The sequence below is a fragment of the Sphaerisporangium sp. NPDC004334 genome (assembly GCF_053602655.1).
Map to the genome: position 1 here is coordinate 105,660 of NZ_JBSGDZ010000028.1, position 21,951 is coordinate 127,610.

General features: G+C 71.9%; 20 protein-coding genes. 8 read left to right on the forward strand and 12 right to left on the reverse strand.

Translation table 11 applies throughout. From position 1 onward, the window contains the following. Positions 1–3: 3 nt before the first annotated feature. The 8 genes from ACWEN6_RS31575 to ACWEN6_RS31610 all read right to left on the reverse strand — a co-directional run bounded on the left by ACWEN6_RS31575 (position 4) and on the right by ACWEN6_RS31610 (position 8,153). Positions 4–948, reverse strand: coding sequence for an FAD binding domain-containing protein (locus ACWEN6_RS31575; protein ID WP_452575314.1), 945 nt, complete (start codon positions 946–948; stop codon positions 4–6). After that, positions 945–3,296: a xanthine dehydrogenase family protein molybdopterin-binding subunit gene (locus tag ACWEN6_RS31580; RefSeq protein ID WP_452575351.1), complete on the reverse strand. Its 2,352-nt coding sequence runs from the start codon at positions 3,294–3,296 to the stop codon at positions 945–947. The genes ACWEN6_RS31575 and ACWEN6_RS31580 overlap by 4 nt, the downstream gene beginning before the upstream one ends. A 50-nt stretch (positions 3,297–3,346) precedes the next feature. Next, positions 3,347–3,835, reverse strand: a complete 489-nt coding sequence (locus tag ACWEN6_RS31585; protein ID WP_452575316.1) for a (2Fe-2S)-binding protein — start codon at positions 3,833–3,835, stop codon at positions 3,347–3,349. A gap of 253 nt (positions 3,836–4,088) precedes the next feature. Next, positions 4,089–4,541 (reverse strand): nuclear transport factor 2 family protein, encoded by a 453-nt coding sequence (locus ACWEN6_RS31590; RefSeq protein ID WP_452575318.1) that lies wholly within the window; start codon positions 4,539–4,541, stop codon positions 4,089–4,091. Further along, positions 4,538–5,485, reverse strand: coding sequence for a pyridoxamine 5'-phosphate oxidase family protein (locus ACWEN6_RS31595; protein ID WP_452575320.1), 948 nt, complete (start codon positions 5,483–5,485; stop codon positions 4,538–4,540). The genes ACWEN6_RS31590 and ACWEN6_RS31595 overlap by 4 nt, the downstream gene beginning before the upstream one ends. After that, positions 5,485–5,928 (reverse strand): VOC family protein, encoded by a 444-nt coding sequence (locus ACWEN6_RS31600; RefSeq protein WP_452575322.1) that lies wholly within the window; start codon positions 5,926–5,928, stop codon positions 5,485–5,487. The genes ACWEN6_RS31595 and ACWEN6_RS31600 overlap by 1 nt, the downstream gene beginning before the upstream one ends. Before the next feature lie 127 nt (positions 5,929–6,055). After that, positions 6,056–6,232 carry a hypothetical protein gene (locus tag ACWEN6_RS31605; protein WP_354837409.1) on the reverse strand — a complete coding sequence of 59 codons (177 nt, stop codon included), beginning with the start codon at positions 6,230–6,232 and terminating at the stop codon, positions 6,056–6,058. After that, the gene (locus ACWEN6_RS31610) at positions 6,222–8,153 is read right to left on the reverse strand and encodes a PspC domain-containing protein (RefSeq protein WP_452575324.1); all 1,932 of its coding nucleotides are present in this window, start codon (positions 8,151–8,153) and stop codon (positions 6,222–6,224) included. Before ACWEN6_RS31610 ends, ACWEN6_RS31605 begins: the two co-directional genes overlap by 11 nt. A gap of 186 nt (positions 8,154–8,339) precedes the next feature. Between ACWEN6_RS31610 and ACWEN6_RS31615 the strand changes: the two genes are divergently transcribed. The 4 genes from ACWEN6_RS31615 (at position 8,340) to ACWEN6_RS31630 (ending at position 11,987) form a co-directional block, all read left to right on the forward strand. Next, on the forward strand, positions 8,340–9,527 hold the full coding sequence (locus tag ACWEN6_RS31615) for an ATP-binding protein (protein ID WP_452575326.1): 1,188 nt from the start codon (positions 8,340–8,342) through the stop codon (positions 9,525–9,527). Positions 9,528–9,573: 46 nt separating this feature from the next. Further along, positions 9,574–10,206 carry a response regulator transcription factor gene (locus tag ACWEN6_RS31620; protein WP_354837616.1) on the forward strand — a complete coding sequence of 211 codons (633 nt, stop codon included), beginning with the start codon at positions 9,574–9,576 and terminating at the stop codon, positions 10,204–10,206. Between the two features lie 187 nt (positions 10,207–10,393). Then, the gene (locus ACWEN6_RS31625; protein ID WP_452575328.1) at positions 10,394–11,089 is read left to right on the forward strand and encodes a neutral zinc metallopeptidase; all 696 of its coding nucleotides are present in this window, start codon (positions 10,394–10,396) and stop codon (positions 11,087–11,089) included. 94 nt (positions 11,090–11,183) lie between these two features. Beyond that, the gene (locus ACWEN6_RS31630) at positions 11,184–11,987 is read left to right on the forward strand and encodes a CPBP family intramembrane glutamic endopeptidase (RefSeq protein WP_452575330.1); all 804 of its coding nucleotides are present in this window, start codon (positions 11,184–11,186) and stop codon (positions 11,985–11,987) included. A 120-nt stretch (positions 11,988–12,107) separates the two neighbouring features. Here the strand turns inward: ACWEN6_RS31630 and ACWEN6_RS31635 are convergent, their stop codons facing one another. Beyond that, the gene (locus ACWEN6_RS31635; protein WP_452575332.1) at positions 12,108–12,836 is read right to left on the reverse strand and encodes a PIG-L deacetylase family protein; all 729 of its coding nucleotides are present in this window, start codon (positions 12,834–12,836) and stop codon (positions 12,108–12,110) included. 201 nt (positions 12,837–13,037) lie between these two features. Here ACWEN6_RS31635 and pcrA point away from each other — a divergent pair, with 201 nt between their 5' ends. Beyond that, the gene (gene pcrA / locus ACWEN6_RS31640; RefSeq protein ID WP_452575353.1) at positions 13,038–15,260 is read left to right on the forward strand and encodes a DNA helicase PcrA; all 2,223 of its coding nucleotides are present in this window, start codon (positions 13,038–13,040) and stop codon (positions 15,258–15,260) included. A 93-nt stretch (positions 15,261–15,353) separates the two neighbouring features. Here the strand turns inward: pcrA and ACWEN6_RS31645 are convergent, their stop codons facing one another. Beyond that, positions 15,354–16,247 (reverse strand): hypothetical protein, encoded by an 894-nt coding sequence (locus ACWEN6_RS31645; protein ID WP_452575334.1) that lies wholly within the window; start codon positions 16,245–16,247, stop codon positions 15,354–15,356. A 324-nt stretch (positions 16,248–16,571) separates the two neighbouring features. Here ACWEN6_RS31645 and sucC point away from each other — a divergent pair, with 324 nt between their 5' ends. The 3 genes from sucC to ACWEN6_RS31660 all read left to right on the forward strand — a co-directional run bounded on the left by sucC (position 16,572) and on the right by ACWEN6_RS31660 (position 20,667). Next, positions 16,572–17,750 (forward strand): ADP-forming succinate--CoA ligase subunit beta, encoded by a 1,179-nt coding sequence (gene sucC, locus ACWEN6_RS31650; protein WP_354837395.1) that lies wholly within the window; start codon positions 16,572–16,574, stop codon positions 17,748–17,750. Continuing rightward, a complete protein-coding gene (gene sucD, locus ACWEN6_RS31655; protein ID WP_354837393.1) occupies positions 17,750–18,637 on the forward strand; it encodes a succinate--CoA ligase subunit alpha in 888 nt (295 codons plus the stop codon). The genes sucC and sucD overlap by 1 nt, the downstream gene beginning before the upstream one ends. Before the next feature lie 296 nt (positions 18,638–18,933). Continuing rightward, on the forward strand, positions 18,934–20,667 hold the full coding sequence (locus tag ACWEN6_RS31660) for a cell division protein PerM (protein WP_452575336.1): 1,734 nt from the start codon (positions 18,934–18,936) through the stop codon (positions 20,665–20,667). 197 nt (positions 20,668–20,864) lie between these two features. Here the strand turns inward: ACWEN6_RS31660 and ACWEN6_RS31665 are convergent, their stop codons facing one another. Beyond that, on the reverse strand, positions 20,865–21,176 hold the full coding sequence (locus ACWEN6_RS31665; protein ID WP_452575339.1) for a UBP-type zinc finger domain-containing protein: 312 nt from the start codon (positions 21,174–21,176) through the stop codon (positions 20,865–20,867). Between the two features lie 176 nt (positions 21,177–21,352). Then, positions 21,353–21,763, reverse strand: a complete 411-nt coding sequence (locus ACWEN6_RS31670; protein ID WP_452575341.1) for a hypothetical protein — start codon at positions 21,761–21,763, stop codon at positions 21,353–21,355. Between the last annotated feature and the right edge of the window lie 188 nt (positions 21,764–21,951).

The following is a 21,951-nucleotide window of genomic DNA, read 5'->3' on the forward strand; positions in this document are numbered from 1 at the left end:
GGGTCAGACGGTGGCGGCGGCCGTCAGGAGGGCTCTGTGGGTGAGGACGCCGGCCAGGTGCCTGCGGTAGTCGGGGGTGGCGTGGAGGTCGGTGGGCGGTGAGGTGCCGTCGGCCGCCGCCGAGGCGGCCTGGCGGAGGGCGTCGGCGGCGTGGGCGCCGAGCCGGCCGGAGCCGTTGCCGTTGGCCGTGGGACCGTAGGGGGCAGGAGAGCCGTTCAGTTCGAGGCCCGGGACGGCCGTCTCGACGGCGGTGGCGCGGACCGGGGTCGGGCCCATGTTGGTCAGGCCGATCCTGGCCTCCTCGACCCGGCGGGGCGGGCCACCCCTGCCGCCGGATACCCGCACGGCCGCCGCGACGCCGACGATGGCCCACGACTGGGCGGTGCGGTGGAACTTCTCGTAGTGGAAGCCCCAGCCTTCGCCCAGCTTGGGCACCCGCACCGCGGCCAGGATGTCGCCGGGCTCAAGGGCCGTCTCCAGGTAGTCGAGGAAGAAGTCGCGGGCCGCCACCACGCGCTCGCCGGACGCGGAATGAATCAGGAACTGCATGTCCAGGGCCAGGGCCACCGCGGGCAGGTCGCCGGCCGGGTCCCCGTGGGCGAGCGAGCCGCCGAACGTGCCGCGGTGACGCACCGCCGGGTCGGCGACGGTGGCGGCGGCGAGTGCCAGCAGCGGGCATTCGGCGTTGACGATGGGCGAGCGGACCACCTCGTCATGGGTGGTCGTGGCGCCGATCAGCACGTGGCCGTCCTCGTCGCGGACGCCGTGCAGTTCAGCGAGGCGTCCGACGTCGACCAGCACGCTCGGATAGGCCAGCCGGAGCCGGAGCAGCGGCAGCAGCGACTGCCCGCCGGACAGCACCTTCGCGTCCTCTCCGGCGTCGGCGAGCACCGAGACGGCCTCGTCGAGCGAGGAGGGACGGACGTAGTCGAACGGCGCTGGAATCATGAGGTGCCTCCCTGGAGGGCGCGCCAGACTCGTTCGGGGGTGCAGGGCATGGGGACGTCGTTCACGCCGTACGGGCGGAGCGCGTCGACGATCGCGTTCACCACGGCCGGGGTCGAGGCGATCGTCCCCGCCTCGCCGACGCCCTTGACGCCGAGCGGGTTGCTCGTGGCCGGCGTCTCGGTGCGTTCGGTGATGAAGTCGGGCAGGTCGGCCGCCGACGGCACCAGGTAGTCGGCCATGGTCGTGGTGAGCAGGTTGCCCTCGGCGTCGTAGACGGCCTCCTCGAACAGCGCCTGCGCGATGCCCTGGGCGAGGCCGCCGTGCACCTGTCCCTCGACGATCAGCGGGTTCACGACCTTGCCCACGTCGTCCACCGCGACGTACGACCGGATCTTCGTGGCGCCGGTCTCGGTGTCGACCTCGATGGCGCACAGGTGCGTCCCATGCGGGAAGGAGAAGTTCTCCGGGTCGAACGTCGCGTCGGAGTCCAGGCTGGGCTCGACCCCGTCGGGCAGGTCGTGCGCGGCGAAGGCCGCGAGCGCGATCTCCTGGATGGTTTTGCCCGCGTCGGTGCCGCGCACCTTGAACCTCCCGCCGTCGAACTCGACGTCGTCGGCGGAGGCCTCCAGCAGGTGGGCGGCGATATGCCGGGCCTTCTCCTTGACCTTCTCGCACGCCTGGACGACGGCGACGCCGCCGACGGCCAGCGAGCGGGAGCCGTAGGTGTCCATGCCCTTGTGCGAGATCGCCGTGTCCCCGTGCAGGACAGAGACGTCCTCGAACGGCACGCCGAGCGCGTCGGCGACGATCTGGCTCCAGGCCGTCTCGTGCCCCTGCCCGTGCGGGCTGGCGCCCGTGACGACCTCCACCCTGCCGGTCGGCAGCATGCGGACGGAGGCGTGCTCCCACCCGCCGGCGCCGTAGCTCAGCGAGCCGAGGACCCGGCTCGGGGCCAGGCCGCACATCTCGGTGAAGGTGGAGACGCCGATGCCGAGCTGGACCGGGTCGCCGCGGTCGCGCCGGTCGACCTGTTCGGCCCGCAGCTTGTCGTAGCCGAACAGGGCGAGCGCCCTGTCGGTGGCCGCCTCGTAGTTCCCGGAGTCGTAGGTGAGCCCGGCGATCGTGGTGTACGGGAACTCCTCGTGGGTGATCCAGTTGCGCCGCCGCACCTCGATGGGGTCGAGGGACAGTTCGGCGGCCAGCTCGTCCATGAGGCGTTCGACGGCGAACGTCGCCTCCGGCCTGCCCGCGCCGCGGTAGGCGTCGGTCGGCATCTTGGTGGTGAACACGCCCGTGCAGGTGAAGTCGTAGGCGTCCATCTTGTAGATGCCGTTGTACATGAACGCGCCGAGGATCGGGATTCCCGGCGTGACCAGCATCAGGTACGCGCCCATGTCGGCCAGCAGGTCCGCCCGCATGCCGCGCAGCCGCCCGTCGGCGTCGGCGGCGAGCGAGACCCGCTGGAGCTGGTCGCGGCCGTGGTGCACGGTCAGGTTGCCCTCCGAGCGCGACTCGGTCCACTTGACCGGCTTGCCGAGGCGCCTGGTGAGCAGCAGGAGCAGGACCTCCTCGGCGGTGACCTGGAGCTTGGAGCCGAAGCCGCCGCCCACGTCCGGCGCGACCACGCGGAGCTTGTGCTCGGGGATGCCGGTGACCTGGGCCAGCATGATGCGCAGGATGTGCGGGATCTGGGTGGCCGAGTGGAGGGTGAAGTGGTCGCCGTCGGTCTGGGCGACGACGGCCCGCGGTTCCATGGCCGTCGGGATGAGCCGCTGCTGGACGAAGGTCCGCTCGATCACCACGGGCGCGTCGCGGAAGGCCGCGTCGATGTCGCCCTCGGCGTACTTCCAGGTGTAGGCGCGGTTGCCGGCCTCGTGGACCCTGGGGCCGCCCTCTTTGAGCGCCTCGGTCATGTCCAGCACCGGGGGCAGCGGCTCGTAGTCGATCTCGATGGCCTCCAGCGCGTCGTTGGCCTTGTACCGGTCGGTGGCGACGACGCAGGCCACCGCCTCGCCCGCGTACCGCACCTCGTCCACGGCCATCGGCGGGTGGTCGGGGATGACGATGTCCTCGGTGACCGGCCAGGCGCACGGCAGGGTGCCCTGCTCGCCCGCGAAGTCGCCCCCGCTGAAGGCGGCGATCACCCCGGGCATGCTCCGCGCGGCCGAGGTGTCGACGCCGGTGATGCGCGCGTGCGCCATCGGGCTGCGCAGGAACGCCACGTGCAGCATGCCGGGGAGCTGGATGTTGTCGGTCCACTGGGTCCGGCCGGTGACCAGCCGCGCGTCCTCCTTGCGCCTGCGGGCGGCGCCCACCTCGTGCCGATCGGGGGCCGGCTCGCCGAGCATGTCGCTTTCGGCGATCTTCTGGGCGACGAGGCCGGCGTCGATCTCCTCGGTCATCTGCCGCTCACCGCTTCCTGGTCGCTCATGCTCTGCGCGCCTCGCCGTACGGCCCGGACGATGTTGCAGTAGCCGGTGCAGCGGCACAGGTTGCCCTCCAGGCCGTCGCGGATGGCCTCGTCGGAGGGGTCGGGGTCGTCCTTCAGCAGGTCGATGGCCGCCATGATCATGCCGGGCGTGCAGTAGCCGCACTGGAGGGCGTGCTCCTCGTGGAAGGCCCGCTGCATGGGGTGCCACCGCTCGCCCTCGGCCAGGCCCTCGACGGTCAGCACGTCGCATCCGTCGGCCTGGACGGCGAGCACCGAGCAGCTCTTGGCGCTCCTGCCGTCGAGCATGACGGTGCAGGCGCCGCAGTTGCCGGTGTCGCAGCCGATCGGTGTCCCGGTCTTCCCCAGCCGGTCGCGAAGGAGGTGGACCAGGAGCAGGCGTGGCTCGACTTCCTCCTCGTACTTGACGCCGTCGACGGTGAGGTTGATACGGGTCATTGGTCCTCCAAGCGCGCTGGCTGCTTGAACTAGTGCCGTGCGCCGACCTGTGCGAACATCGCCGGACCTCGCGGGAGGTGCCGTCCCCGGCCGGCGGCCGGGGGCGCCCCCCTGCGGGGGAGGCGGTGGGTGGCGAGCGCACTAACGGTGAGAGGAGTGGATGGAGTGAGAACCGACAAATGCGAACGTACGCCCCTGATGTGGCCGGTCAACCCCTCGGGCGTCGAAACACCGCTCCCGGCGGTCGCGACGGTCAGGCGAGGGGGAACGGGCGGCCGTACTCCTCCGCGGGACGGGGGCCGAAGATACGGCGCTCCTCCTCGCCGATCGGCAGATCGTTGATGCTCGCCTCGCGGCGGCGCATCAGGCCCTCGGCGTCGAACTCCCACAGCTCGTTGCCGTAGGAACGCCACCACTGGCCGGCGGCGTCGCGGCACTCGTACTGGAACCGCACGGCGATGCGGTCGCCGGTGAAGGCCCACAGTTCCTTGCGCAGGGCGTAGTCCAGTTCGCCGGACCACTTCCGGGTGAGGAATCCGATGATCTCCTCCCGGCCGGTCACGAACTCCGACCGGTTGCGCCAGACCGAGTCCTCGGTGTAGGCGAGGGCCACCTTCCGCGGGTCACGGGTGTTCCACGCGTCCTCCGCGGCCTGGACCTTGATCCGCGCGCTCTCCTCGTCGAAGGGCGGTACAGGAGGTTTCATCGCGACGGTCCTTCCTCGTGCCGGACGGGGAGCGGAGGGTTGAACGGAGAGGCCTCGACGAACCGCCACGGCGCGGGCACCTCCTCCGCCATCTCCACGACCTCCTCCACCTCGAAGGCGATCTCTCCGGCCTCGCCGCCGCCGGGCGTGGCCCGGCCGGTGATCCGGAGCCCTCCTCCACTCTCCCAGTCGGGGAACAGCAGGCCGCAGGCAGGGTTGAGCCGCAGGTTCCCGAGCGTCATGAACATGAAGTTGCCCGGGTACTCCCGCCATGCCAGCCGCCGCTCGCCCAGCACCCGGACGAACCCGGGCGCGCCGCCCCGGTGGGAGGCGTCGGAGCCCAGCCCGTCGACGTGGGTGGCGATGAAGAAGGTGTCGGCCGTGCCGATCCACCGGCGCTGCGCGGCCGTGAGCGCCCGGCCGGTACCGAGCGGGCGGGACGGCCCGGACGGAGGGGGCGGCTCGGACGGCTCGGATACCCCGGACGGCTCGGACGGCCGCGCCGGGCCGAAGGCGGGCTCGCGGCGCTGGATGTACTTGGGGCAGTTGGAGTACACCTGCTCGGTACGGACGACCAGGTGGTCTCCTTCGCGCCGGGCTCGGCCGTTCACGCGCATGCGGCGGCGCGTGGCGGGCTCGATGGCGATGACGCCGATGTCGCGCCCGTCCTGTCCGGCGTCGTCGAACAGCCCGGCCAGGGGCCCGGTGGGCAGCGCGCCGATGACGACGTGCCGCTCGTCCGGCGCGTCGGCGAACCCCTCGGGCCCGGTGAGGGCGCTCGCCCAGACCCGCCCCTGGTGGTCCGGGGTCGCGATCACGAGCATGCGCTGGTCGCGGAGGAAGGCGGCCGCCACGGCGGGGATCTCCGGACGCGCCCGGGCCGACCCCAGGGGCCTGGTCACGCCGGCCCGGCGCTGGAGCAGCAGCTCTCCCGGGTGCTCCATTAGAAGAATCCGCAGGTGGGAGCGTTGGCGACCGGGGCTTTGAGGTCCTCGGCGCCGGTGGGGGAGGAGATCTCCACGCGGATGCCGTCGGGGTCCTCGAAGAACACGCCGCCGGACGGCCTTCCCTCGCCGTGCGGGACGGGCCCGTCGTAGGCGAACCGCACGCCGATCTCCTTGAGAGTGGCCTCCGCCCGGCGCACCGCGTCCATGTCGGGCACCTGGAAGGCCAGGTGGTGCAGGCCCGGCGAAGTGGTCGGGAAGCGGCCCTCGCTCTGCTGCCAGAGCGTCAGCGCCGTCCGGCCGTCGCGGCCCAGGGAGGCGTACCGCCGGTCGCCCTCGGCCGACTCCTTGAGCAGTTCGAGCCCGAGGAGGCGCAGGTAGAACCGCTTGCTGCGCTCGAGGTCCGTCACGTTGAGCCCCACATGCCCGATATGGAAGGTCATGCGCCCTCTCCCTTCGCCCATCCTTGTCAACGGTAAAAACGCATGCATCCGTTAGAAGACGGGGCAGAGCCTACCTAACGGATAACCTCGATTCAATCCGTTAGGTAGCGAGGTGGGGGACCCGGCGTCAGCGCTTGCGGAAGGCCTTGCTCAGGACGCCGACGAAGCCGGCCAGGCCGAGGCCGAAGATGACGATGGGCGCCATGACCATCACGTCGGGCACGGGCGCGATCACGAAGCGGATGCCCACGCCGACGAACAGCAGCCCCGCGAGCAGCGACAGCCAGTCGGTCCTATGCCGCACGGCTGACCTCCACATCTCCGATGCCGGCCTTGACGTGCAGTTCGATGACCGGCACCGTCCCCGCGGAGGTGACGTCCGGCTCGATCACCTTGTCATGGTGAACGTCGGCGCCGCCCTGCACCACGTGCTCGATCTTGACGTCGCCGAGCCGGGTGTAGCCGAAGACCTTCACGCGCGCCGTGCGGGGCACGATGACCTTGAGCTCGCCGACGGACACCGAGGCGTCGAAGCGGGTGCTCGAGCCGGGCGGGAACCTGGTGTCCCGCAGGTCGAGCGTCCCGTCGCCGATGCCTACCGTGTAGGTGCGCACGGCCTGCGAGCTGTCGACCGGCTCCCAGGTGTAGCTGCCGATCTTCTTCGGGATCCCGTTCACGGTCGATCCGGCCACGAGGAGGAAAGAGACGATCGTTCCGGCCGCCACCAGGCCCGCCCCCCGGCCGAACCAGGTCGCGACCAGCAGCCCGGCGCCGATGGTGATGAGCACCGCGCCGCCGATGACCGGCGCGTTGAGCGAACTGGAGGATGACTGCGTGGCAACCATGATCCCTCCGACCATGAAGGCGATGAACACGGTGACCGCGCCGATGAACGACTTCGGCCGGTCGCGCCGCGTCGTGCGGGCGGGGGGCGTGTTGCCGTAGACCCAGGCGGGCGGCTCGTACTGGCGCTGCGAGTCGTACGGGCGGTAGGGGCCGCGCGGCGCGAACGGCTCACCCGAGCTGTCGAACCCGCCGCCCGCGGGCCGCCGGTCCCCATAGCGGGAGCCGGCCGAGCCCGCCGGGGAGCCGTACCGGGCCGATCGGCCGGTGGGGGAGCCGTACCGGGCCGACTCGTGGCCGGCAGGGGAACCGGAGGCGGCGCGCGCCTCCTCGGCCAGGTCGGCGAGGCGCCGGTACGGGCCGTGCGCGTCAGAAGCCGGCGGGGGACCGGAGTCCCCGGGGGCGCCGGAGGCCGAAGGGGTGAACGCGGCGGAGCCCGGGGGAGGGGCGTCCGCCGGTGACGCCTGGACTCGCGTCACGTCGGCGGACCCACCCGTGGGAAGCGTCTCGCCGGCCCGCGAGGACCCGTCCGCGGGAAGGGTCTCGCTGAGCCGCGTTCCGGCCGACCCGTCCGCGGGGAGCGTCTCGGCCGGGGACGCGTCCGAACGGCCGTCCGTGGGAAGCGTCTCGCCGGGAGAGGCGCCGGAGAGCGAGGTGCCCGCGGGCATGGCGGACGCGGCGGACGCGGCGCGTGCCGCACCCGGAGCGGGCGGCGCACCCGGAGCCGGCGGGGCATATGGGGCATATCGGTCATCGGTCGGCGGACCGTACGGGTCGCGCGCGGACGGGTCGTACAGGTCGTACGGGTCGCCGGTGGCGGCGGTGCGCTGAGCGTAGGGGTCGCCGGCGGGCGGGGCCGCCGCGCCGGGGCCGCCGGTGAACGGGGTGGGCGGGAAGGGCGGGGGGCCGCCGAACGGGTGGCCGAGCCAGCTGTCGGGCGCCGGCCGGGTGCCCTTCTTGCCCCTGACCCGCTCGGGCAGGCTGCGCGCCATCGCCAGCAGGTCGACCCCGCGGGCGTGCGCCGCGAGCAGGGTGATGGCCAGCAGGGTGCCGACCACGACGGTGGCGGTGCTGATGCCGCCGGCCGCCAGGTTGATGATCAGGCCGAGCGCGAAGATCGCCGCGAGCAGCGCCATCACCGTCTCGGTGTCGAAGACCCTGCGGCTCCACTGCTCGACGTACCCCGGCCCGCCGTTCGTGCTCCTCATCAGCAGGAACGCCGCGACGTACAGCATGATGCCGATGCCGGAGCCGATGACCAGCGCGGCGAACCCCACGCGGAAGATCACCGGGTCCATGCCGGTGTAGCGGCCCAGGCCGGCGCACACGCCCGTGAGCATGCGTCCCTCGTCGCTACGCTGGAGTACACGCTCCTCGTTCACAGGTGCGAAGCTACCTGGCTCCACCGTCGTATCGGGACCGCGTGCGTCGTTCATGGCTCCATCGTCGCTGCGCGCCCGCGTCGCCCACCATCGGGGAGACCCCTGACTCGTCCCCGAGCACTCAGGGCAGGAGTCAGGGAGCGCCCTGATGCGTTCCTGCCCTTCACATGTGACGATGCTCGAGAGATGTCTGAGACCCCCACCATTCCCGAGGCCTACCCCCGCCTGGTCCGTCCGCTCCGCGGCCGGCTCGTCGCGGGCGTCGCCCAGGGTGCCGCCGCCCAGCTCAAGCTCGACCCGGTCGTGCTGAGGCTCGCCTTCGTGCTGCTCAGCGTCCTGGACGGGCTCGGCGTCCTTGCGTACGCCGCGCTTTGGATGTTCACCCCGCACGAGCCCCACGAGGGCGAGGCGCCCAGCCGCGACTGGGGCCAGATCGCCGCCTACGCCGTGCTGGGCATGGCGCTGACGGCCTTCGGCTGGCTCACCGGCGCCTCCACCGGCGGTGTCGGCACCTGGTCGATCGCGGTGGGCGGCATCGGCACGCTCATCTTGTTCCAGCAGGCCGACCCCGGCCGCCGCCAGCGCTGGATGACCGACGCGGTCCGCCAGGTGCGCCGCTCGTGGATCCGCACCGGCATCGGGCTGCTGCTGGTGGTGAGCGGTGCGATCGGCTTCCTGGCCGCCCAGGGCAAGCTCGCCGAGGCGCGTCCCGGCATGGTCTTCACCGCCGTCGTGGTGGGCGGCATCGCGCTCATCGCGGCCCCCTGGCTGACCGCGCTGTGGAAGGAACTGCAGAAGGAGCGCCGCGAGCGCATCCGGCAGGAGGAGCGCGCCGAGATGGCCGCGCACGTCCACGACTCGGTGCTGCACACGCTGACGCTCATCCAGCGCAACGCGGGCGACCCGTTCGAGGTGACCCGCCTGGCCCGCTCGCAGGAGCGCGAGCTGCGCAACTGGCTGTACCAGCCCAAGGCCGACGCCGACGCCACCATGGCCGCCGCCGTGCGCCGCGTGGCGGCCGAGATCGAGGACGAGCACGGCGTGCCCATCGAGATCGTCTGCGTCGGCGACTGCGACCTGGACAACGGGCTGCGCGCGATGCTCCAGGCCGTGCGTCAGGCGATGGTGAACGCCGCCAAGTACTCCGAGGCGCCGGTGATCTCCGTGTACACCGAGGTGGAGCCCGGAGAGGTCACCGTGTTCGTCAGGGACCGCGGCAAGGGTTTCAATATGGACGACGTGCCCGACGACCGCATGGGCATCCGCCAGTCGATCATCGGCCGGATGGAGCGCCACGGCGGCGGCGCCCGGATCAAGACCGAGCCGGGCGAGGGCACCGAGGTGATGTTGACGATGAAACGGGAGCAGTCGTGATCCGCCACCTGCCCCGAAGGGTTAGGAAGCCGTGAATGCCGTGAATATGGTCAAGGTTCTGATCGTCGACGATCACCGGCTCTTCCGGTCGGGGGTGCGCGCCGAGCTCGGCCCCCAGATCGAGGTGATCGGCGAGGCCGAGGACGTCGAGTCCGCGGTCGCCGCCATCGAGTCGCTCAAGCCCGACGTCGTCCTGCTCGACGTGCACATGCCCGGGGGCGGCGGCCAGGAGGTCCTGCGCCGGGTCCTCGGCTCGGGGGCGCCGGTCCGCTTCCTGGCGCTGTCGGTCTCCGACGCCGCCGAGGACGTCATCGGCGTCATCCGCGGCGGGGCCCGCGGCTACGTCACCAAGACCATCAGCGGCCGCGAGCTGACCGACGCGATCGTCCGGGTGTCGGAGGGCGACGCGGTGTTCTCACCGCGTCTGGCCGGGTTCGTCCTGGACGCCTTCGCCTCCACCGAGGCGCCCTCCATCGATCCCGAGCTCGACTCGCTGACCACGCGCGAGCGTGAGGTGCTGCGGCTCATCGCGCGCGGGTACGCCTACAAGGAGATCGCCAAAGAGCTGTTCATCTCGGTGAAGACGGTCGAGACCCACGTCTCCTCGGTGCTGCGCAAGCTCCAGCTGTCCAACCGGCACGAGCTGTCCCGCTGGGCCACCGCCCGCCGTCTGGTCTGATCGCCCGCCCGCGCGACGTCGCCCGCTCCCGTCGACTCCGCCGCGCCCGAGAGCGGGCCGCGTGGCCGCCGGCCGTTCGCCAGGGCGGTCCGCCACCACGCACCCGGGCGCCCGGGTGGCCGGTGGCCGCCCGTCCCGCGACGGGGAACCGTTCGCGACGCGGGGGCCGGTCCGCCAGGATGGGCGTGTGACCCCTCGCGCACTTTCGACGCTCGTGCTCGCTGCCGTGCTCACGGCGAGCTGCTCCCTCGTGGCGTCGCCGAAAGACCGGCACTCCGCGCCCGACCCCGCCACGGGCCCCGCCTCCGGGTCCGCGAGCCCGTCCGCGCTGGGCCAGACGTTCGAGGAGGACGTCGAACTCGCGCGCACCCTCACCGAGCGCTACTGGCAGCAGACCTTCCAGGCCGCCGGGCGCACCTACCGCCCGCTGAGCAGGTTCGAGGCGTACAACGGCCAGGACGGTCCCGACTGCGGAGGCCAGCCGGCGGTGCCCGAGAACGCCTTCTACTGCCCGGTCGGGCACTTCGTCGCCTATGACGCGCAGTGGATGCGCTCCCTGTACGAGGAGAAGGGCGACGGGGCGGTGTACGTGATCATTCCGCACGAGCTCGGCCATGCCGTGCAGGCCCAGCTCATGAGCGACTTCAGCCTCAACATCAACCGCGAGCTGCAGGCCGACTGCTACGCCGGCGGCGCGCTCAAGGGCCTGATCGACGCCGGGCAGCTGGAGGCCGAGAGCGGCGACGACGAGGAGCTGCTGGCCAACCTGGCGGCCGCCGGCGACCCGACCGACGCCTGGTGGCGTGAGGACGCGCACGGCACCCCGGCCGCGCGCCAGCAGTCCTTCGCCAAGGGATACAACAACGGCGTCAACACCTGTTGAGCCCGGGGGGACGTTCCGGGCCGTCGGGCCCCGTAGCGTGACACGCGTCGGCGTCGGCGATCAGGCCGGCAGGCCGGAAGCCAGGAGGTGGGTCATGAGCACGCGAGCCGTCCACGCGGCCCCGCACGGGAGCGGAACACCGGCGCGGGACGAGGCCGTCATGCCCGCGACGCGGCTGCTGCTGCCGGCGGTGGGCGTCCTGGCGGCGGCCAACGTCCTCAACAACCGCGCGGCCCGGCGGCTGGCGCCCCTGACCTCGGCCGCGGCCACCGGCGCACTGGTGATCCTGGGCCGGCGCGGCGGGCTGTCGTGGCCGGAGATGGGCTTCACGGACGCGCGCGGGGGCGCGCGCATCGGCGGATGCCTGGCGGCGGCGGTGGCGGCGGTGTACACGGCGGGGGTGCTGCTGCCGCCGACGCGGCGCTACTTCCGCGACCAGCGGGCGCTCGGGCTGTCCCGCGCCCGCCTGGCCGAGGAGATCCTGCTCCAGGTGCCGTTCGGCACCGTGCTGCTGGAGGAGGTCGCCTTCAGGGGCGTGCTGCCCGCCGCGCTGCGCCGTTCGCACGGGCCGTCGGCCGCCGTCGCGGGCTCGTCGGCGTTGTTCGGCCTCTGGCACATCCTGCCGTCCCTGGACATGGCGGCCGCCAACCCCGCCCTCGGCCACCTCGTCCAAGCCGCCGACCCGCCCGCGACCCGCCCGGCCAAGGGCGGGGCGGCCGCGACGGTGGCGGGATCGGTGGCGGTCACCGGGCTGGCCGGGGCGTTCTTCCTGGAGCTGCGGCGTCGTGGGGGCCTGCTCGCGCCGTCGCTGCTGCACCTGGCGACCAACTCGCTGGGATTCCTCGCCGCCCGCGCCACCCGCCGGCTCGACCGTGGCGGCCGGGGGACGGCGGACTGAGCCGGACGGGGGCCCGCGGTGTGACGCACGGGATCAGGACGCGACATCCAGCCGAGCGGGGGGTGCTCACTCGTCTGTGGCCATCAGGGCCCCGGGTCGCGGCGGATCCGGTGGCTCGCGTCAGGCGGTGGGGACCACCTGGAAGGCTTCGGCGTAGGTGCCCTCCGGCTGACCGGCGGCCTGGGCGTTGGTCGCCAGCCAGCCCTTGACGAAGGTCTCGAGCCGGTCGTCCATGTGCGCGGTCTGGCTGACGTGCGCCCGCAGCGCCGCGAACTTGCGGTCGAGCGTGGCGGTGACGTCGATGTAGTGGTTGTTGGCCTGCCCGCCGGTCAGCCACACCTCGCGCGCCGTCCACGCCTCGAGGCCCTCCTCGGCGAGCAGCTCGGGGAAGGCGTACGGGTTGCGCGCGTCGGGGTAGACCGCGTCGAGCGTCGCGCCGCCGACGGCCCGGTGGTCGGGGTGACTCGGCCCCATGCGCAGGTAGTTGCGCTCGGGATGAGAGGTGATCACCCGGTCGGGGCGCACCTGGCGGATCACCCGCGCGATGTCGCGGCGCAAGGGGAGGGTCTGCTCCACCGTGCCGTCCTTGTAGCCGAGGAAGCGCACGTCTTCCACGCCGACCACCTTGGCCGCCGCGATCTGCTCGCCGCGCCGCAGCTCCGCCATCCCGCCGTTGTCGAGCTCGCGGTCGAACCCTCCGGCGTCGCCGTCGGTGACGATGCAGTACACCACGCGAATACCCTTGTCGGTGAGGGCCGCGATGGTGCCCGCGGCGCCGAAGTCGACATCGTCGGGGTGGGCGGTCACCACCAGGGTCGTGCCGATCTCGGTGTCGTCAAGTGCCGTCACGGTCGTCCTCCTTGGTCCACTGGGCGCTGAACAAGCGGCACGGTCGCGATATTTCCGCGACCGGCGCGGGGCGTTCGATCTCGTGCGGCGCGAAGCCTATCCGGAGGCCCGAGTGGAGCCGAAGGGGCGCCCATTGTCGGTGGGCGGCCATAATCTAGGGGCGTGTCGACCCGAGCCGTGAACCCCACTGTTGATCACCCTTTGCTCGACGGGCTCAACCCGCAGCAGCGGGACGCCGTCGTCCACGCGGGCAGCCCGCTCTTGATCGTCGCCGGGGCGGGGTCGGGGAAGACGCGCGTGCTCACCCACCGCATCGCCTATCTGCTGGCCGAGCGCGATGTGCAGCCGCAGGAGATCCTGGCGATCACCTTCACCAACAAGGCCGCCCGCGAGATGAAGGAAAGGGTCGACCGGCTCATCGGCCCGCGGTCCAAGGCCATGTGGGTGATGACCTTCCACAGCGCCTGCGTGCGCATCCTGCGCCGTGAGGCCAAGCGGCTGGGCTTCACCTCCAGCTTCTCCATCTACGACCAGGCCGACTCCCAGCGGCTGATGGCGATGGTCTGCCGCGAGCTCGACCTGGATCCCAAGCGCTACCCGCCGCGCTCGTTCTCCGCGCAGGTCAGCAACCTCAAGAACGAGCTGATCGACTACGAGACGGCGGCGGGCAAGGCGCAGACCCATCTCGAGCGCACGCTCGCCGAGGCCTACGCCGCCTACCAGCGCAGGCTGACCGAGGCCGGCGCGATGGACTTCGACGACATCATCATGCTCACGGTCACCCTGTTCCAGCTCTTCCCTGACGTGGCCGAGCACTACCGGCGCCGCTTCCGCCACGTGATGGTCGACGAGTACCAGGACACCAACCACGCGCAGTACATCCTGATCAGAGAGCTGGTCGGCCACCCCGAGGTCCGCACCGCCGACGGCGACGTGGTGCGCGAGGGCGCGGTCGAGCCGGCCGAGCTGTGCGTGGTCGGCGACGCCGACCAGTCGATCTACGCCTTCCGCGGCGCGACCATCCGCAACATCCTCGAGTTCGAGCGCGACTACCCCAACGCCCGCACGATCCTGCTCGAGCAGAACTACCGCTCGACGCAGACCATCCTGTCGGCCGCGAACGCCGTGATCTCGCGCAACGAGAGCCGCAAGCCCAAGAACCTCTGGTCCGACCAGGGCGCCGGGCCCAAGATCGTCGGCTATGTGGCCGACAACGAGCACGACGAGGCCATGTTCGTCGCCCAGGAGGTCGACCGGCTCGCCGACGAGGATGACGTGACCCCCGGCCAGGTGGCGGTCTTCTACCGCACCAACGCCGCCTCCCGCGTGTTCGAAGAGATCTTCATCCGCACCGGCCTGCCGTACAAGGTCGTCGGCGGCGTGCGGTTCTACGAGCGCAGGGAGGTCCGCGACCTGCTGGCGTACCTCCGCGTGCTCGCCAACCCCACCGACACCGTCTCACTGCGCCGCGTGCTGAACGTCCCCAAGCGCGGCATCGGCGACCGCGCCGAGGCGATGGTGGACGCCTTCTCCGTCCGCGAGCGCGTCTCGTTCTACGAGGCGCTGCGCCGTGCCGACGAGGCGCCGGGGCTCGCCACGCGCTCGCTCAACGCCATCAAGGAGTTCGTCGCCCTGCTCGAGGAGCTGCGGGGCAAGGAGCTGCCGATCTCCGAGCTGGCCGAGGAGGTCCTGACCGCCACCGGCTACCGCACCGAGCTGGAGACCTCGGGCGACCCGCAGGACGAGAGCCGGCTGGAGAACCTCAACGAGCTGATCTCGGTGGCGCAGGAGTTCGAGGAGGCCAACCCCGACGGCACGCTGGTCGACTTCCTCGAGCAGGTCTCGCTGGTCGCCGACGCCGACCAGATCCCCGAAGGCGAAGATCACCAGGGCGTCGTCACGCTGATGACCCTCCACACCGCCAAGGGGCTGGAGTTCCCGGTCGTCTTCCTCACCGGCCTGGAGGACGGCGTCTTCCCGCACACCCGCTCCCTGGGCGAGCCCCGCGAGCTGGAGGAGGAGCGCCGGCTCGCCTACGTCGGCATCACCCGCGCCCAACAGCGGCTCTACGTCTCGCGGGCCGCCGTCCGCAGCTCGTGGGGGTCGCCGGCGTTCAACCCGGCTTCGCGGTTCCTGGCCGAGGTGCCCGCCGACCTGGTCGACTGGCGCGGCGATCCGGCCAAGAGTGCCTGGGGCGCGGCCACCAGGCGCGAGACGCGGGCCCAGGCGGCGCCCGCGCGCAAGGCCGGCGGCCGCGCCGTCCCGAACCTCAGCCCGGGCGACCGCGTCACCCACGACCAGTTCGGGCTCGGCACGGTGGTGTCCGTGGACGGCATGGCAGAGAAGACCAAGGTGAAGGTCGACTTCGGCTCCGGCGGCGAGAAGACCCTCCTGCTCGCCTACGCCCCCCTCGAGAAACTCTGACCCACCGGCCGGCCCTGAGGCCGATCCCGGCCGGTGTCCGTCGGCCCCTGAACGGGTGAGGCCCGGTGAGCACGCTCACCGGGCCTCACTGCGTCAGTGCTCGCGGGTGGGAACGCCGGGGATCTTGGTGGTGAGGTCGGGGATCACCGGAAGCTCGTCGGTGAGGTCCTTCTCGTCGACGACCAGATCCGCCGGGGGCGCCGTGATGACGACCTTGGCGCCCCAGGAGGTGTAGCGGTTGTCGGCCGCGATGTACACATCGCCCATGGACGAGCCGGTGGACGGGCTGACGGGCACCTTGACGGTCGTCTGGAAGCGGCGGGGAAGCTGGTCGGCGCCGATCCACATCCGCCACGGCACCGTGATCTTCTTGCTCTTCTCCGACTTGGCGATCGACGACAGCATCGGCGAGACTCTGCCGAGCGAGGACAGCGGGATCGAACCGCGCACCAGCGTGGTCCTGGCGCCGCCGACCGTGCCGCCGGGGCTCTTGGCCTTCGCGGTGGCGAGGATGGCCTTGAGGACGTTCGGCTTCAGCAGGTCGATCGGGCCGTTGCTGTAGGTCGAGGCCTTGCCGGAGGTGCGCACCCAGGTGCGGCCGGCCGGCAGCAACTCTTCGTACAGCGCGCTCTTGAGGTACATCCTGCCGCCGACCACGATGGCGCGGACGGTGCTGTCGCCGTCCTTGTCGAAGCCCTTCAGGGTGATCTTCGCGTCGTAGGCGTCGACGCCCGATCGGCCGAAACGCAGCTTTCCGGTCTCCCGGAACGCGAAAATGTCCTGCTTGCCGATGCCCATTCTCGTGTTCTCGTCCACCCGCACGCCGCTCTTCTTCGCGAACTGCAGGCGCAGGGCGTCGACCGGGTTGCCGGGCTTGGCGGTGGCGGGCGCCGCGGCGGTGGTCGCCGACTGTGCGGTGGCCGGGGCGGCCAGCGCGAGCGCAGGTACGGCCGCGGTGACCGCGGCCAGGGCGATGAGTCGCCTCATTTGGGGGGTTCCTCCCGTTATAGTCCCTCGCCCCGTCGTCGAGGGGTATCGCATTCTCCCCAGTCAAGATCACGGTGAAATCACGACTTGTGGAAATGTGGAGGTAAGTGGGACGGCAGGGGAACGTCGCGGGATTTGCGGGATTCTTGGGAAAAGATGGCGTATCCGATTACCGCCGGCGTGCGGGTAATGGACCCCCGGCGAGCGCCGCACGTCCTGGTGGCGGCTAGGCTTCTCAGGCCAGGCTTCCGGCGATCGCGGGTGCTCTGAGGTCTGGTCTCAACGTAGAGAAGAAGACAGCCGGACAAGCAAGGACGGACCCTCGTGGACCTGTTCGAACATCAGGCGAAGGAGCTCTTCGCGGAGTATGGCATCCCGGTGCCGCGCGGCGTCGTCGCGCACACCGTGGAGGAGGCGCGCGCGGCGGCAGAGCAGCTGACCGGTCGCGTCGTCGTCAAGGCCCAGGTCAAGACCGGGGGCCGCGGCAAGGCGGGCGGCGTCAAGGTCGCCGCCGACGCCGCCGACGCCGAGAGCAAGGCCACCGGCATCCTCGGCATGGACATCAAGGGGCACACGGTCCACAAGGTCCTCGTCGAGGAGGCCAGCGCGATCGCCGAGGAGTACTACTTCTCCTTCCTGCTCGACCGCGCGAACCGCACCTTCCTCGCCATCTGCTCCGCCGCGGGCGGCATGGAGATCGAGGAGGTCGCGCACACCTCGCCCGAGAAGGTCGCCCAGATCCCGGTCTCCCCGCTGACCGGCGTCGACCGCGCGCGCGCCCGCGAGATCGCCCAGGCGGGCGGTCTGCCGGAGGCCGCGCTGGACGGCGCCGCCGAGATCATCGAGAAGCTCTGGGCCGTCTTCGTGGACGAGGACGCCACGCTGGTCGAGGTCAACCCGATGATCCTGACCGAGGACGGCCAGGTCAAGGCGCTCGACGGCAAGGTCACCCTGGACGACAACGCCACCTTCCGCCAGGCCGAGCACGAGTCCTACGCCGACAAGGCCGCCGAGGACCCGCTGGAGGCCCGCGCCAAGGAGAAGGACCTCAACTACGTCAAGCTCGAAGGCGCGGTGGGCATCATCGGCAACGGCGCGGGCCTGGTGATGTCGACCCTCGACGTCGTCGCCTACGCCGGCGAGCAGTACGGCGGCCAGCGGCCGGCCAACTTCCTCGACATCGGCGGCGGCGCCTCGGCCGAGGTCATGGCCAACGGCCTTGAGATCGTGCTGTCCGACCCGAGCGTGAAGTCGGTCTTCGTCAACGTCTTCGGCGGCATCACCGCCTGCGACGCCGTCGCCAACGGCATCGTCTCGGCGTTCAAGCTGCTGTCCGACCGCGGTGAGGCGGTCACCCACCCGCTGGTCGTCCGGCTGGACGGCAACAACGCCACCCTCGGGCGGCAGATCCTCAAGGACGCGGGCCTGCCCCGCGTCGAACTCGTCGACACGATGGACGAAGCGGCCAAGCGCGCCGCCGAGCTCGCTGCGGTAGGTGCGTAATGGCAATCTGGCTGACCGAGAACAGCAAGATCATCGTTCAGGGCATCACGGGTTCCGAGGGCTCCAAGCACACCCGCCGCATGCTCAAGTCCGGTGCGAAGGTCGTCGGCGGGACCAACCCCCGCAAGGCGGGCACCACGGTCGACTTCGACGGGGTCGAGCTGCCGGTCTTCGCGACCGTGGCCGAGGCCATGGCCGCCACCGGCGCCGACGTCACCGTCATCTTCGTGCCGCCGGCCGGCACCAAGGCCGCCGTCAAGGAGGCGATCGACGCCGAGATCCCGCTCGCCGTCGTCATCACCGAGGGCATCCCGGTCCACGACTCCACCGAGTTCTGGGCCTACGCCATCGCCAAGGGCGCCAAGACCCGCATCATCGGCCCGAACTGCCCCGGCATCGCCTCGCCCGGCGCCTCCAACGCCGGCATCATCCCGGCCGACATCACCTCGAAGGGCCGCATCGGCCTGGTGAGCAAGTCGGGCACACTGACCTACCAGCTCATGTACGAACTGCGTGACGTCGGGTTCTCCACGGCGGTGGGCATCGGCGGCGACCCGGTGATCGGCACGACGCACATCGACGCTCTGGAGGCCTTCCAGGCCGACCCGGAGACCGAGGCGATCGTGATGATCGGCGAGATCGGCGGCGACGCCGAGGAGCGCGCGGCGGCCTACATCGAGCAGCACGTGACCAAGCCCGTCGTGGCCTACGTGGCGGGCTTCACCGCGCCCGAGGGCAAGACGATGGGGCACGCCGGCGCCATCGTGTCGGGTTCGGCGGGCACCGCGCAGGCCAAGAAGGAGGCGCTGGAGAAGGTCGGCGTGCGGGTCGGCAAGACCCCCAGCGAGACCGCCCGCCTCATGCGCGAGATCATGCGCACCCGCTGACGCGCAGTACGCAGCACGCAGCAGAGAGAACGCCCGGTCCCCGACCGGGCGTTCTCGCGTTCCGCCCCCCATAACGGCACGGCCGCCACCGGTCCCCGGTCCGGGGAGGTCGCTGATGTTCTACGGGCGGAGTTCCGGGGCGGTCATGGAGCTTCTCTGGATCCGGTCCCGGGGCGGTCGCCGATCTTTTGCGGGTGGGAATCCCGGGCGGTTGTCGATCGTCCATCGGACAAAGGGGGCGACACGCGGGGCGTGGTAGGCCCGTGACGGCGGACATGCTGAGACCATCGACTACTGTGACGGCCCTTTTCGACCAGCTCCGGGCGGCCCCCCGCACCGTCCTCAGTCGCATCCCCCTCGCGGGGAGCGGCGACGACGACGAGGCGCGCCGTCCGCTGCCCGTGTCCGGCATGCTCGCCGCGGCCTGGACTCTCGGCGTCGGCCTCGCCGTCCTGACCACGCTCACCCTCATCGGGTGGATCGCCGCGCCCCGCGGCGCGTTCGGGCAGGGACTCCCCGGGGTGTTCCGCGCGGCCTGCCAGGTCTGGCTGGCCGCCCACCACGCCGGCTTCGCCATCCCCGGCGGGCGCGTCGGCCTGTTGCCGATCGGCCTCACGGTGCTGCCCGCCGCGCTGCTGTACCGCGCGGCGATATGGATGGCGCGCGACGCCGACCTGCGGCTCCGGCTGCCCGCCCGGCTGCCCAAGGGCAGTACCAAGGACCTCGCCAACGCCCGCCGCCGCGCCCAGCTCGTGCTCATCGCCCAGGCCGGCATCTCGCTGGCCGCGCCGTACGCGCTGCTGGCCGGGGCCATCGCGCTGGCCGCGCAGAACAACCTCACCCAGCCGTCCGTCGGCGAGGCGCTGGTCAGCCACCTCGTCCTGGCGTTCGTCGCCGGCTCGCTGGCCACCGCCCGCACGATCGGACCGTGGCGCTCGATGCTGCGGCTGCTGCCCGAGCGTGCGCGCTCGGTGGCGGTCGGCACGGCCGTCGCGCTGTCGATCCTGCTGGCGGCCGGGCTCATTCTGGTGCTCGTGGCCGTCGTCGCCGACTTCGGCCAGGTCAGGCGGCTGTCGGAGCTGCTGGCCCCCGGCTTCGTCGGTGGGGCGCTGCTGCTGCTGGTCGAAGTGCTCTACCTGTTCAACTTCGTCATCTGGGGCCTGGCCTACATCAGCGGGCCGGGGTTCGCCCTCGGCGCGGGCACGCTGGTCGCGCCCACCGGCGTGCAACTGGGCGCGCTTCCCGCTCTGCCGATCCTCGGCGCCCTGCCCGACTCGGGCTCCATGCCGCCATGGATCATGGGCGTGCTCGCGGTGCCGTTCATCGCCGGCGCGGTGGCCGGGGTGGTGGTCGCGCGCGTCTCGCCGACCCCGCACTTCGAGTCGGCGCCGCTGTGGGGCTTCGTCTGCGGTCTGGCCACCGGCCTGGCGTCGGGGCTGCTCGCGGCGCTGGCCGGCGGCCCGCTCGGCGGCGCGCGCCTCGCGGCCGTCGGGCCCTCGGCGTGGGAGGTGGCGCTGTCGGTCACCCTGGAGGTCGGTGTGGCCGCGGGCATCTCCGCGGGGCTGGCCAACTGGTGGCTGGTGTTCCACGGCGCCACGGTCGAGGCGACGCCGGTCCGCAGGGCGGGGGACGCGCTGGTCAAGGTGGCCAGCAGGGTCAAGCTGGCCGCGCCGGCCCCCACCGGCGAGTTGCCGGGCCACTGGATGGACGCCACGGAGGCCGACACCCAGCCGATCCCGGTGATCAGGGCCGACTGGGCGGACGAGCACGCCTCGGCGGCCGTGGAGACCTTCGACCCGGCCCCGGTGGACGGCCCCTCGGCCAAGGCGCCACGCGCGGGCAAGGGGCCGGCGGGCAGGCGTCCCACGGGGAAGGGGCTCGCCGGGACGGGGGCCGCGGCCGGCGCGGGCCGCGGCACGGCCAGGCGCGAGGAGCCGCGCCCGCCGCGCCGTGACATCGTCGACGAGTCCGACGACCGCGGCGGCCACATCATCTACGTCGACCCCTACGCCTGGGACCGCGACTCCTGACCCCGTGCCGGGACGCGGGTTCCGGCGCTCGCGGCGTGACGGCGCTCGCGGTGTGACGGCCGCTCGCCGAGGCCCGTTCCTGAGCAGCGGCCGAGTCGCGCCGCGGTCGTCCGGCCCGCGCCGTCCTCGGGCCGGGCTGTCGTCCGGGGCGGCTGTCGTCCGGGCCGGCTGTCGTCCGGGCCGCGCCGCGGGGGCGGCTAGAGGTGGAAGCGCGTGGCGTGGGAGCGCTCGCCCTTGCCGCTCGGGGACGGCTCGAACAGCTGTTCGTCGGCGTAGCACCACGCCCAGTCTTCGCCGGGCTCGAACGACTCGGCGACAGGGTGGCCTTCGCTCGCGTAGTGGTGACTGGCGTGGCGGTTGGGGGAGGAATCGCAGCAGCCGACGTGACCGCAGGTGAGGCAGGTGCGCAGGTGGACCCAGCGCGACCCCGTGGCAAGGCACTCCGCACAGCCCTCCTGCGGGGTGGGCTCGACGTCGTGGATGGCCGCGATGTGCTCGCAGTGCTTCATGGTTCTCCTCGGTTCGGCGGCGACGCGCCCGGCGGCGTCCTGGTCACCGGGGTGTCAGCGAGGCAGGCCCTGGTGTCCTTGTCTCTCTACGCCACCATAAGCGGCGGCACACCCCGCGGGGTCAGGCCGGTCCCACGGCCCGAGGGGCGAACCCAGGCCGCGGTGAGGTCGGGGGCTCACGGAGGGAAGGGAAGCTTCACGCTGCCCTTGGGCATGAACGGCAGCCGGTGCTCCACGGCGCGTTCCAGGTCGCCGACGCACACCTGTTGCGAGGTCGCCGTGCCCGCCCCCTTCATGCACTCGGTGTAGGCCGTCAGCTCTCCGCTGAAGTACGTCTGGACCCACATCACCAGCGTGGCCAGGCACAGGGACGCCAGCGACAGCAGCATCCCGACGACGGCGAGCACGACCGGCCGATGCCGGGCCGACAACGCCCGCCACGCCCGGTAGCACACGACGGCCGAGAAGACGGCGAGGGCCAGGCCGAACACCGGCACCAGGAAGGTGAGCGCCAGCGCGCCGATGGAGAGCAGCAGCGCCCGGCGCCCGATCTCGCTCCCCGTTGATGTCTCCGCGGGTGGTTGCACCTGACCTCCTCTGCGTCGTGGAGCGGGCGGGCCGATACGCTGACGCCATACCGTCAACCGTCGCCCCGAAGGAGTGCAGCCCTGTCGGCTCGGCTCAGCCAGGAAGGCCACGTCCTGTTCATGGACTGCCGCAGCCTGGCGACGCGGGCCGTCCCGCTCGATCTGGCCTCCGAGGGGCTGCAGATCCT